Origin of the sequence: Luteimonas sp. 22616 (assembly GCF_052044325.1) — a bacterium.
Classification (GTDB): Bacteria; Pseudomonadota; Gammaproteobacteria; order Xanthomonadales; family Xanthomonadaceae; genus Luteimonas.
Window position 1 is genome coordinate 2,350,641 of the sequence record NZ_JBQEMW010000001.1, and the last position, 12,917, is coordinate 2,363,557.

At 69.4% G+C, this 12,917-nt stretch carries 8 protein-coding genes; 7 read left to right on the forward strand and 1 reads right to left on the reverse strand.

Going from position 1 to position 12,917, the window contains the following annotated elements:
* Window positions 1–6: 6 nt before the first annotated feature.
* Complete coding sequence (locus ACTJIL_RS10845) at window positions 7–1,155, reverse strand: UDP-N-acetylglucosamine--N-acetylmuramyl-(pentapeptide) pyrophosphoryl-undecaprenol N-acetylglucosamine transferase (protein ID WP_440755520.1); 1,149 nt, start codon at window positions 1,153–1,155, stop codon at window positions 7–9.
* A 229-nt stretch (window positions 1,156–1,384) separates the two neighbouring features.
* Between ACTJIL_RS10845 and ACTJIL_RS10850 the strand changes: the two genes are divergently transcribed.
* From ACTJIL_RS10850 to ACTJIL_RS10880, 7 genes are all read left to right on the forward strand, one after another.
* Window positions 1,385–1,951, forward strand: coding sequence for an ECF-type sigma factor (locus ACTJIL_RS10850; protein ID WP_440755521.1), 567 nt, complete (start codon window positions 1,385–1,387; stop codon window positions 1,949–1,951).
* Window positions 1,941–4,547, forward strand: coding sequence for a serine/threonine protein kinase (locus ACTJIL_RS10855; protein ID WP_440755522.1), 2,607 nt, complete (start codon window positions 1,941–1,943; stop codon window positions 4,545–4,547). The genes ACTJIL_RS10850 and ACTJIL_RS10855 overlap by 11 nt, the downstream gene beginning before the upstream one ends.
* Before the next feature lie 168 nt (window positions 4,548–4,715).
* Window positions 4,716–7,334 carry a serine/threonine protein kinase gene (locus ACTJIL_RS10860; RefSeq protein WP_440755523.1) on the forward strand — a complete coding sequence of 873 codons (2,619 nt, stop codon included), beginning with the start codon at window positions 4,716–4,718 and terminating at the stop codon, window positions 7,332–7,334.
* A gap of 581 nt (window positions 7,335–7,915) precedes the next feature.
* Window positions 7,916–9,868, forward strand: a complete 1,953-nt coding sequence (locus tag ACTJIL_RS10865) for a hypothetical protein (protein WP_440755524.1) — start codon at window positions 7,916–7,918, stop codon at window positions 9,866–9,868.
* A 547-nt stretch (window positions 9,869–10,415) separates the two neighbouring features.
* Complete coding sequence (locus ACTJIL_RS10870) at window positions 10,416–11,591, forward strand: hypothetical protein (RefSeq protein WP_440755525.1); 1,176 nt, start codon at window positions 10,416–10,418, stop codon at window positions 11,589–11,591.
* A gap of 40 nt (window positions 11,592–11,631) precedes the next feature.
* Entirely contained in the window at window positions 11,632–12,387 is a 756-nt protein-coding gene (locus tag ACTJIL_RS10875) for a carboxypeptidase-like regulatory domain-containing protein (RefSeq protein ID WP_440755526.1), read from the forward strand.
* Window positions 12,388–12,434: 47 nt separating this feature from the next.
* A complete protein-coding gene (locus ACTJIL_RS10880) occupies window positions 12,435–12,791 on the forward strand; it encodes a hypothetical protein (RefSeq protein WP_440755527.1) in 357 nt (118 codons plus the stop codon).
* The last annotated feature ends 126 nt before the right edge of the window (window positions 12,792–12,917 follow it).

Here is a 12,917-nt window from a genome sequence, read left to right on the forward strand (position 1 = left end):
TGGCGTTCATCGCGTGCGCTGCGCCAGCAGCCGCTCGACCAGGTCGGCCAGGTTCGACGCCGCCTGCGGGCGCGCCATCGACGCGGCAATCGCCGCGGCCTGCGGCAGTTTGATCGTCGATGCGAACAATCCGGCCAGCCGCATCGACAGCGTTTCGGCGGTGAACTCCGGTTCCGGCACGCACCAGCCCACGCCCGCTTCGGCCAGCGTTTCAGCGTTGCGGCGCTGTTCCTCGCGCGAGCCGCCATGCGGGATCGGCACGAAGATCGCCGGTCGGCCGACGGTGAGCAGGTCGGCCGCGGTGGTGGCGCCGGCGCGGGCGATGACCAGGTGCGCGGCGCGCAGGCGCGCGCCCATGTCGTCGAAGAACGGGCGCACGTCGGCGGCGATGCCGGCCTCGCGCAGCCGCGCGGCGATCGCATCGGCATCGTCGCCCTTGTACTGCAGCGCCACGCGCAGGCGGTTGCGCAGCTCCGCCGACAGGGCAAGCAGCGCCGGCGGCACCACCTCGCCGAACACGCGCGCGCTCTGGCTGCCGCCGACCACCAGCAGCTCCAGCGGCGTGTCCGCCGACAGCGCCGGGTAGTCGCCGCGCGCGGCGAGGATCCCCGCGCGCACCGGGTTGCCGGTCTCGGTGATGCGCGCCGGGTCGATGCCGTCCGCGCCGGCAACGGCCGGGAAGGAGGTCGCCAGCGCATCGGCATGGCCCAGCAGCTTGCGGTTGGCCATGCTCAGGCGCGTGGCCTGTTCGTGCAGCAGCAGCGGCAGCTTCAGGCTTTTCGCGGCCACCGCCGGGGCGAAGCTCGGATAACCGCCGAAACCGGCCAGCAGCGCCACGCCGCGGCGCTTCATGTCGCGCCGTGCCTGTAGCGTCGCGCGGGCGATGGTGAGCGCCGCGGCAAGCTTGCCAACGACGCCGCCGGCCAAGCTGCGCGCCGGCAGCACCACGTGCGGGATGCCGTCCAGCGCCGTCGCGTACTGCGCACCGCGTCGCTCGGTGTAGATCACCACGTCGTGGCCACGCCGCTGCAGCTCGCGCGCCAGCGCTTCAGCCGGGAACAGGTGCCCGCCGGTGCCGCCGGCGGCAAGGCCCACGGTTGCGAGACCCGTGGTCGCCGCCGCGCCGCTCGCCGGGACTGTCGTTTCCGCCGCCATCATCGAATGCCGTCATCCACTGTTCGGAAGCAGCGGCGACTATAAGGCTTCCCGCCGCCGGCCATGGCGGGCGTCCGCGCCACGCGTGGCGGACGGTCGCCCGTACATGCCAGCCCGAAACGGCCACTTTCTGCCTGCGCCCCGGACGCACCCGGATTGTCTCCGCACGGGGGGACTGGTAGCGTCGGCGGTTGCGCGTCCGGAGGAAGCGGACCAGGGGAAGCGGGAAATGGCGGAAGCCGACATCACCAGATTGCTCGCACTTGCCCGCGACGGCGAGCCGGCGCAGATGGGGGCCGTGTTCGAAGCGCTGTACCCCGAGCTGCGCCGCCTCGCCAACTCGCGCATGTACGGCCGCGAATCGACGTTCACCCCCACCGTGCTGGTGCACGAACTGTTCCTGCGGATCAGCCAGGGTTCGCCGCTGTCGCTGGCCGACCGCAACCATTTCTTCGCCGCCTCGGCCAAGGCGATGCGCTGGATCCTGGTCGAACACGCGCGCCAGCGCGCCGCCGGCAAGCGCGGCGGCGACCAGGTCATGGTCAGCCTCGACGACCAGATCCCGGACGCCGCCTCGGCCCTGACCAGCGTGCTGATGCTCGACCAGGGGCTGGAGGCGCTGGAAGCGATCAGCCCGCAGCGGCGGCAGATCGTCGAGCTGCGCTACTTCGCCGGCATGGAGTTCGCCGAGATCGCCGCCCTGCTCGAAATCTCCGAACGCACCGTCTATCGCGAATGGGAACGCGCCCGCGCCTTCCTCCAGGCGATGCTCGACGACGGTGGCGATGGACGCTGACACCCTGGCGCACTGGCGCGCCGCGGATGTCCTGTTCGACCAATGGCTGGACCTGCCCGAAGGCGAACGCGACGCCTGGCTCGCCGCGCAGGTGCTTGCCATTCCCGTACGGCACCGGCTCGACCAGCTCGTGGCCGCCCACTGTCGCCCGCGCGCGGCGCTCGATCCGTCAGGCGGCAACCTGGCCGGCCACCAGTTCGGCGGCTGGACCCTGGATACCGAACTGGGCCGCGGCGGCATGGCCGTGGTCTACCGCGGCTGGCGCGAGCAGGGCATGGCCCGGCAGCAGGCGGCGATCAAGATCCTGACCCTCGGCGCGCTCGGCGCCGTCGGCCGCGACCGCTTCAAGCGCGAAGCCGCGATCCTGGCGCGCCTCAATCACCCCAACATCACCGCGCTGGTCGACTCCGGCGTCGCCGACGACGGCACCTGCTGGCTGGCGATGCCGCTGGTGGAAGGCGAGCGCATCGACCGCTGGTGCGAGTCGAACTCGCCTGACGCGCGCTCGATCGTCCGGCTGTACCTGCAGGTCTGCGGCGCGGTCGCCTACGCGCACCGCAACCTGGTGATCCATCGCGACATCAAGCCCTCCAACGTGCTGGTGGACGCCGGCGGCCACGTGCGCCTGCTCGACTTCGGTATCGGCCAGTTCGCCGACACCCAGGACGAACAGACGCAGACGATGTGGCGCGCCCTGACCTTTGGCTATGCCGCGCCCGAACAGCTGCACGGCGCACCGCCGAGCACTGCGATCGACATCTACGGCCTGGGCGCCCTGTTGCACCGGCTGCTGACCGGGCGCACGCCGCAGGCAGCACGCGAAAGCACCGATACCACCCGGCCCTCGCTGCTGGTGCGCGACGCCGACGATGCCTACCACCATCACTACGTCCCGCTGAAGAACGACCTGGACCGCGTGCTGCTCAAGGCGCTGGCCGAACAGCCCGAGCAGCGCTACCCCACCGCCGAAGCCCTGGCCGACGATCTGCGCCGCTGGCTGGACGGCCAGCCGGTACTCGCACAGCGCCCGAAGCTGGGCTATCGGGTGCGCAAGTTCATCGCCCGCAACAAGGTGGGTGTGACGGCGGGCGTGCTGCTGGTGGCGAGCCTCGGCGCCGGCATCGGCGCGACGCTGTGGCAGGCCGGCGAAGCCCGGCGCGAGGCCCAGCGCGCGGTCGTGGTGCGCGACTTCCTGGCGCACGTGTTCGAGTCCACCGAACCTGCGTCGGGCGGGGTGCCGAGCGCGCTGGAGCTGCTCGACGAAGGTGCGCGCCGCGCGCGCTCGAATGTCCTGGATACGGACCCGCTGGCCGCTGCGGACATCCTGATGCTCACGGGCAACGCGAGGATGGCGCTGGACGACCTCGACAAGGCGCTGGCCGACCTGACCCAGGCAGGCGAGATATTGTCGGCCAGGGGCTCCGCGGCGTACCGGGAGCGCTCCCGCATCGAGGCCGGCCTGAGCGGCGTGATGCGGGAAACCGGCAAGACCGAAGCGGCCATTGCCCATGGACGCAGGGCGGTGGAGCTGGGTGCGCTGGCCCTGGCGGAAGACGGCGATGCGGTGACATACCTCAATGCCAGGATCAGGCTCGGCGAAGCGCTTTTTTTCAGCGACCGTCGCGCCTCCCGCGCCGAGTTCGAGGCGGTCATCGAAGCGGTGTCCCGATACGGGTTGCAGGACACCGGGCTGCACCTCGATGCGCTCACCGGCCTGCGCGACCAGGCGTTCGCGATGGAGCGGGACAACATGGAAGGGCATGCCATGCACTCGGAAGAAGTCATCCGGCTGTCGCGCCTGGTGGATGGGCCCGACAGCGGCAGGTACGTGCACACACTCGCCAACAACGTCGTGGTGTTCCTGACGGTTGGCCACGACGAACGCGCCAGACAGACCGCTTTCGAGGCGGTCGGGATCGCCGAACGCATCTACAAGAAACCCCATTCGACGAAAGCCCTCGCGTACTGTGCCGCGGGTGGCTACCACTACTACACCGGACGCAACGCCGATTCGCTGAAATACTACTCGGTGGCCGACGCGATTTACGCGCAGCTCCCGAACAACCAGCAGGAAATCGAGTCCTGCTTCCGGATGAGCGGCCATGCGCATTTGAGCATGGGCAAACTCGATATTGCGCTTGCGAACCTGGAGCGGGCCTGGCGGATCCTCGAACAGCTCGATTACCGCGGCACCAAGCAGGGCTATGACACCTGCGGCCTGCTGGCCACGGCCCAGATCCGGCTGGGAGCAGTGGACGAAGCGCAACGCACCCTCGCCCAGTGCCCGCAGACCGAAGGCGCACCGAAGGCCATCATGCGCATGCAAGCCCAGGCGGAGCTGCATTTCGCACGCGGCGAGATCCGGGAAGCCACCATGCTGGCCGCTGCCATTCGCCAACGCTATCCACGCGAAGCCGATATCACGCGCACTCAGTGGATGCGGCCATGGATGCTGTCGCTGCTACTGGCACGCAACACGGGTGACACCGCGGCACAGACGCAGCTCGCAGCCGAGCTCGGCGATCTTGGCGACATCCCGCCCCTTTCGCATTGCCTTGCCAAGCCCGATGAAACGAACTGCCTGGCCGTTCCCTAGTCCGGCATCGCTGCGATCGAGGCCTGTGCTCCGGGCAGGACGCACGCCACGTGTCCGCTGCAGCCGCGATCCGCTGGCAGCCTCGCATTTCCCGCGGGCCGGGCAACCGCCTTCTCTCGGCAGCTCGGCCTGTCAGTCGCCGCTGCCTAATCTCGTGGGGAACAACTAATGAATCCCGAGACGCTCGCCCACTGGCAGGCCGCCGACGCCGCCTTCGACCAGTGGCTGGACCTGCCCGAAGACGAACGCGACGCCTGGCTGGCGGCGCAGGCGCTGGCCGAACCGGTGCGCCGGCACCTCGACCAGATGATCGCCGCGCATCGGCAACCGCGCGCTTCGCTCGATCCGTTTGGCGGCAACCTGGCCGGCCACCAGCTCGGTGGCTGGACCCTGGGCGCCGAACTCGGTCGCGGCGGCATGGCGGTGGTCTATCGCGGCTGGCGCGAGCAGGGCATGGCGCGGCAGCAGGCGGCGATCAAGATCCTCACCCTCGGCGCGCTCGGCGCCGTCGGCCGCGACCGTTTCAAGCGCGAAGCCGCAATCCTCGCGCGCCTCAACCACCCCAACATCACCGCGCTGGTCGACTCCGGCGTCGCCGACGACGGCACCTGCTGGCTGGCGATGCCGCTGGTGGAAGGCGAGCGCATCGACCACTGGTGCGAACAGCAAGCGCTGGACACCCGCGCCATCGTCAAGCTCTGCCTGCAGGTCTGCGACGCCATGGCCCACGCCCACCGCAGCCTGGTGATCCACCGCGACCTGAAGCCCTCGAACGTGCTGGTCGAAGCTGGCGGCCACGTGCGGTTGCTCGACTTCGGCATCGGCCAGTTCACCGATTCGACCGACGAACGCACCCACACCCTGTGGCGCGCGCTGACCCCGGGCTACGCCGCGCCGGAACAGCAGCTGGGGGCGCCTTCGAGCACAGCGATGGACGTGTACGGCATCGGCGCCCTGCTGCACAAACTGCTCAGCGGCCGGGCCCCGCGCGAGGCCGAACCCGGTGAGGCCACCACGCCAACCCGCCCCTCGCTGCTGGTCCGCGACGACGACGACCTCCACCACCGCCACCACGCCGCGCTGAAGAACGACCTCGACCGCGTGCTGCAGAAAGCGCTCGCGCCCGAACCGGAACAGCGCTACTCCTCCGCCGAAGCCCTGGCCGACGACCTGCGCCGCTGGCTCGACGGCCAGCCGGTGCTGGCGCAGCGGCCGAAGCTGGGCTATCGCTTCCGCAAGTTCGTCGGGCGCAACAAGCTGGGCGTGGCGGCAGCGGTGTTGCTGGTGGCGAGCATCGCCGGCGGCATCGGCGCGACGCTTTGGCAGGCGGATGCGGCGCGGCGCGAAGCGGAAAACGCCCGTGTCCAGGCCCAGCGCGCCGTCCTGGTGCGCGACTTCCTGCAGCAAGTGTTCGCCTCGACCCTGCCCTCGGCCGACGAAGTGCCGAGCGCGCTGGATCTGCTCGACGAAGGCTCCAAGCGCGCGCGCTCCGACATCGTTGCCAACGACCCGCTGGCGGCGGCCGACATCCTGACCCTCACCGGCACCGCCCGCATGAAATTGAGCCGCTACGAACAGGCGGAAGACGATCTCCGCACCGCCCTGGGCCTGCTCGAAGGCCGTGGCCACGGTGGCATTCCGGAACGGATGCGCGTGCACCAGGAACTAGCGGAGACGTACTGGAACACCGGCAAGCAGAAGCCGGCGGTCGAACACGCACGGAAGGCCGTCGCGCTTGGCGAAGCCCATGAGGTCCCTGCCCGCAGCCGTCTCGACGCCAGGCTGGCATTGGCGATGGCAACGACGTTCCTCGATCCCGGCGCCGCGGAAACCATGTCCCGCGAACTGCTGGACGATGCCGTTGCCGCTGGATTCGGCGACACCGACCTGCACCGCAACATCCTGGATGGCATGGCTGTGGCCATGACGTACGCAGAGCGGGATCGCGCCGAGGTCCTGCCCATCCTGGACGAGTCGCTACGCCTCACGCGGCTGCTGGAAGGGGAAACGAGCGGATGGCACGCCTATGCCCTGGCCAACGCGTCGCCGACGTTCCTGCTGGCCGGCAAAGCCGAGCGCGCCCGCGAGATGCTGGAGCAGGCGGTGAAGATCGCCGAATCGGTCTACGACCAGCCGCACCAGACCACCGCGGTGATCCAGTGCCAGTTGGGCGCGCACCTGCACCTGCGCGGCGGCCATCGCGAAGAAGCCTTGCAGCACTACGACGCGGGTGCGGACATCGACCGCGCGATCGGACGCAAGAATCTCCACGCCGCCGAGTGCGCCCGTTATCGCGCGATACTCCGCACCTCGCTAGGCCAGTACGCCGGTGCGCTGGAGGACGTTGATCGCAGTCAGGCGCTGCGAGCCCTGAACAATCAGCTGGACACGGGGGTCACGCGCAGCCTCTGCGGTTTGCGCGCGTCGATCCATGTCCGCCAGGGCGACGTGGCGCAAGCGCGGAAGGCCCTCGACCAGTGTCCGGCGTCCGCGAAGGCCGGCGACTCGATCTACTTTTCGCTGGCGCAGGCGGAAGTGCTGATCGCACGGGGCCGGCTGGGCGAGGCTGGGGAGCTTGCGGATACGTTGCGAAGCGCCAAGGGCAACCGCGGGCCGGACAACAACTGGATGCGTCCGTGGATGCTGTCGATGCTGCTGGCACGCAACGCAGGCAACACGGCGACCGAAACGGGGCTTGTCGCCGAACTTGGCGGGTTCGCGAACAAGCCGCCACTGTCACATTGCCTTGCCACGCCCAACGAGGCGAACTGCCTGGCGCTTCCGTAGCTCAGGCCCCGGTATCCCGGCCGCGGAAATGGCGTGTTCGACCGACGAGGTCGCCGCGCGTCGAACGCCAAGGTTCCCGGCTCCGCAGCTGAGGTCACGACACCTGGACCGTCAGGTCCTCGAACCTCATCGATGAGGTTGTCGGGCCTCGACCGCCGACCTCCTGCACTTCATCGATAAGGCTGGCGAGCTCGAGCACCCGGCGCCCGAGCCTTATTCACGGGCTGGTGCTCCTCGGACCGCCAGCTACGTCCGCCTCGCGGCTAAGGCCGCCGGGCCTTGACCGCGATGTGCGAGGGCTTCGCCGACGCGGTCGGCGGGCATCTCCCGGGCCCGCCTGGCGCCCGGTCGCCACCGCGCCTCCGCGGAATTTCCGCCCCCTGTCAGTTTTCGCCGCCGCTTGTCGTGGATGGAGGGTCCGGTTTGCCGGGCCCGGCCAGTTCGCTGCGCCCGGCCCGGCATCCCGAGCCGCCGGTTTGCGCCCATGCGCCCGGCGGCACGTACCGCGACACCCACCTTGCAACCACGACGCCCCGCCCCTCCGGGGCGTCCACGGACGCACGAACCCAATGGAGAGAGACATGCACCACCCCATCATCACCACCGCCACCCGCCTCGCCCCACTCGCCCTCGCGCTCGGCCTGGCGCTCGCCCTGCCGGCCAAGGCCGCCGATCCCGTCTGCATGGTGTTCAACACCACCACGCAGCAGTGGGATCCAGCCCCCGCGGTCGATACCAACCAGGGCAGCGAGCACGGTGAAGACAACAGCACCTGCGCCGCCAATGCCAGCGCGTATGGCGAATTCAACAACGCCAGCGGAGAATTCAGCACCGCCGTTGGCGACCACAACATCGCACGTGGCAAAACCAGCACCGCGGTCGGCCAGGGCAACATCGCCAGCGGCGTGCAGTCGTCCGCAATCGGCCATTCGAACGCGGCCGAGGCCCTGAACAGCGTCGCAGCCGGCACCTTCAACATCGCGCAAGGCAATAGCAGCAGTGCCTTTGGCATCAGCAACAAGAGTCCCGGCCAGAGCGCCAGCGCATTCGGCTGGCAGAACACAGCCAGCGGCCAGGACGCCGCCGCATTCGGACACAGCAACACCGCAAGCGGCGGTGACAGCAATGCATTCGGTGGCTCCAACAAGGCTTCCGGCGGATCTTCATCCGCGTTCGGGTCCGGGAACACCGTCACCGGCACGCAGAGCAGCGCATTCGGCTACGGAAACCAGGCCACCGCCAACAATGCGAACGCCGTCGGACAGAGCAACCGCGCCACCGCCAACGGGGCCAACGCGTTCGGCGCGAACAACAAGGCCACCGCCGCCGGCGCCAGCGCTTTCGGCTTCAACAACACCGCCGAAGGCGAGCGCAGCACTGCCTTTGGCTACGAGAACATCGCCAGTGGCGTGCGCAGCAGCGCCATCGGCTACGCGTCGAAGGCCGCCGGCTATCAGAGTCTTGCGATTGGCATGAATGCCAGCGCCACCGGTTATGAAGCCATCGCCATCGGCCGGGACGCCTCGGTGCTGGCGGAGGGCGCGACCGGCTTCACCGCCACCGGCGGCGTTGCGATCGGTGCCAAGGCGCAGGTGACGGTGGATGCCACCAACTCGGTGGCGATCGGCGCCATGTCGGTGGCCAGCGAAGCCGACACGGTCTCCTTCGGCGACACCGACAACGAGCGCCGCCTGGTCCACGTGGCCGCCGGCACCAGCGCCACCGACGCGGTCAACGTGTCGCAGCTGTACGACATGGGCAGCACCGTGGCCTCGTACTTCGGCGGCGGCGCGGCGTTCACCAACGGCGCGTGGACCGCGCCGACGTACGTGATCCAGGGCGGCAGCCACGGCAACGTGGGCGACGCGTTCGCCGCGGTGGACGGCGCGCTGTCCACGCTCGACACCCGCGTCTCCGATCTCGAAGCGCTGCCGCCCGGTGGTGGCACGCAGGGCCCGGCGGGTCCCACAGGCCCGGCAGGTCCCGCAGGCCCGGCAGGTCCGCAGGGCCCGGCCGGCGACGGCCTGAACGAAGACCAGGTGCGCGGAATCTCCACCGAGATCTCGAACGCCGGCGACGCCGACACCCTCAACGAAGCCACCGCCTACACCGACGGCCGCGAGGACGCGATCCGCGACGACATGGCCACCGGTGACACCACCACGCTGAACTCGGCCAACGAGTACACCGACATCGCCATCCAGCAGCTGATCGGGTTCGACGCCGACGGGCTCAATGACCGCCTCGACGCACTCGAAGACCGCTTCGACGACGTCGACCGCCGCCTGCACCAGCAGAACCGCCGCATCGACCGCATGGGTGCGATGAGCGCGGCGATGCTGAACATGGCGATCAACGCCTCCGGCACCCAGAGCGAGCGCGGCCGCATCGCGGTCGGCGCCGGCTTCCAGGGCGGCGAGCGCGGCCTGTCGATCGGCTACGGCAAGCGCGTCGGGCGCGCGTCGTTCTCGCTCGGCGGCGCCTTCAGCGGCAGCGACCGCTCGGCCGGCGTGGGCTTCGGCATCGATCTGTAACCAGGCGACCTGCGCCTGCCCGCCACGGACGGCGGGCAGGCGACAACCCGTGATGACCCTGCGCCCCGGTTTCGACCGGGGCGTTCTTTTTTCTGCTTCCGGTCTTGGGGAAAACGCTGCGTTTGCGCGATGGTGGGGCGCCGGGTACGAGTGCCCGCATTCCGACCAGCGCGGCGGCTCCGCAAGCGCAAGGCGAAAGCTCGCCCTCCCGGCGGGCCTGCGATCCGATCGCCCCGGCGCGGCCGGCAGGCCTTCGGGGCGAAATCAAGGAGGAGGCATACGCCGCAAGGCGGATGCCGGGGGACATTCGCCCCGAAGGCCTGCCGGCCGCGTCGGGGCCAGCCAGATGGCAGCGACGCATGCCTCAAACAGGGAACGGCGATTCCTCCGCAGGAAGAAAGGCCATTCCCCTGCGCGACGCACCCAACCGGCGGCAGTGCACCCCCGCACCTGTCAGTTCCGTCCGCCAAATCTCGTGGATGGGGTGCCCGGACCCACCGGGCCCGGCCGGGCCGCCGTTCGGCCCGCCCTATCCGGGTGGTTCAACATGCATCGTTCTTCTTTCCTCGTCGCCTCGACGCTGGCGCTCGCCCTGGCCGCCGCCCTGCCCGCGCCTGCAAACGCCCAGGCGGTGCAGGCCGATCTCTACATCGACGTCGCCACCCACACCATGCCCGGCATGGCGGGACTCGGCGCGCTTGGCCGCATGGCCGGAGCGATGTCCGGCGGCAACGCCAGCTACGGCCAGGCCCGGCACCCGGGCATGCCCGGCAAGTACCTGGACGTGGCGCTGGACAACCGCCGCCAGCCCGGCGCGCCGGCCAGCCAGTCCGTTCCCGATGGCCTGCGACTGGGCGACCGCATCGACCTGCTGCCGCCGCAGCGCAAACAGGCGCATGCCGCCGCCGATGGCTCGGCGGCCAACAGCCAGGGGCTCGCCGACGGCGGCCCCTACACGATCCACTACTACTGGGGCTGCGGCGAGCAGGTGCGCTCCGGCCAGCCGGCCAGGTACACGCTGACGATCCGCAACGGCAAGCCCATCCAGGGCGGCCGCACCATGACCCCGCGCAAGGTGCCGCAGCACGGCGTCGACACCGGTACCGGGCACGCGCTGTGGCCCAACCCGTCGAGCCGCAAGTCGGTGTCGACAAAGGCCTCGCTGGTCGGCACGCATCGCGTCACCGGCGACGGGCTGCCCGATGCGATGCAGTTCGAACTCGGACGCGACCACGACTTCCTGCCGGAGCTCAAGCTCGAAAACGCAGGCAGCGCGGAACAGGGCATGGCGCTGCGCTGGAACGGCGTCGACGGCGCCCGCGCCTACTTCATCCACGCCACCGCGATGGACGGCGACACCATCGTGATGTGGAGCAGTTCGGAGGACGGCTACGCGGGGCCGGAACTGATCGACTTCCTGCCCGAACAGCTCGTCACCCAGTGGGCCGGCAAGCGCACGCTGCTCGGCGCCGACGCACGCAGTTGCCAGGTGCCGCGCGAGGTGTTCGCCGGCAGTGGCGGCGCGCCGATGGTGCAGATGGTCGCCTACGGCAACGATCGCACCATCACCCAGCCGGGCTGGCGCGTGCACGTGCGCAACAAGTCCACCGCGATGCTGATGCCGTCGGCTGGCGCCATCGCACCCGGCGCTTCGCAGGAAGCCGCGAAACCGACCGCCAAGGACGCAGCGAAGGGCGTGCTGCGCGGACTGTTCGGGCGCTGACCGCATGACCTTCTCCAAGCAACCTTCGAAACACCCGACCATGAACAAGCCGAAAAAATCGATCGCCATCCTGGCCTGCCTGATGCTGTGGGGCTTGTCCGCCTGCGAAAAAAGCGAGGCCACCGACAGCACCGAGCCCCGGGCAGGCTACGCCACGGGCATGGTCGTCGACACGCAGGGCAAGCCGATTGCCGGGGCAAAAATCCTGCTCGACAACAGCGTGTTCTACAACTCCTACATCCACGGCTCCACCGGCGAAGACGGCACCTACAGGATCAAGGCGCAACCCGGCGCATGGATGGCGCAGGCTTCCTTCAAGAAGACCTACAACGGGCAGACCTACGAGCTGGAACTGTATCCGGACAAGAGCGATTCCTTCGACGACGAGGGCGCCGTCCGCAACTTCACGTGGAAGCTCGAAGGCCGCACGCCGCTCAACGAATACGGCTACTACGGCGGACTCATCCAGCTCGACACGGACCTCGGTTTCTACGAAGACCTGGAAAACATCGAGCTGACCCTCACCCCCATCGGCCCGCTGATCGACGGTTCGCCAGGCAAAACCATGCGCCTGCGGCTGGAAGACCACTACTGGGTGCAGGCCGGCCTGATCGAAGACGTCCCGATCGGACGCTACAAGGTCACCGCGGTGCTGACGAACGATGACGGCTCGCGCCCGCTGAGGATCCAGGACCGGCATACGCGGGGCGATTTCCAGCGCGAGTTCCAACTGGACTTCATGCCGAAATCCGGCAACAGGCTCAGGAACTCCACCGCCATCATCGTCGGCTACTGAATCCACCTCGATTGAACCCGCAAGAACACGACCCGGAGCATCCATCCATGAAACCGCAAGCCATCATCCACGCCCTGGTCCTGGCTTCCGCCGGGCTGGTTCTCGCCGCGTGTACCGTCAACACCAATCCCGATGCCGCCCGCGTGGACTGCGGCGCCCCCGGCCCGCACGGGGTCGACTGCAAGGTGCAGCGCACCGGCGGCACCGGCAGCTTCGAGGCCTGTTGGGACCTGGTCATCACGTGCCAGAACGCAGGCGAGATGACCGGCTCGGCGTGCCACGACATGGCGGCCGGCGAGACGACCGGGACCCGGAACATGCCGGTCGCGGGTTTCTCCAGCCAGGCCAGCTGCGACGTCCCCGTCTCCGGCAAGGTCGAGCGGCTGAAGGTCACCTCCAAGTGACGCGCGCTGCCGTCCGTGCCAAGACAAGGCGCCGGTGGTTGGCCGGGCTTGGCATCGCATTCCTCGCCCTGGCGACCTCCGGCTGCGAAGCGCCCCCGCACGCCGCCGTCGTGAAATGCTCGGGCA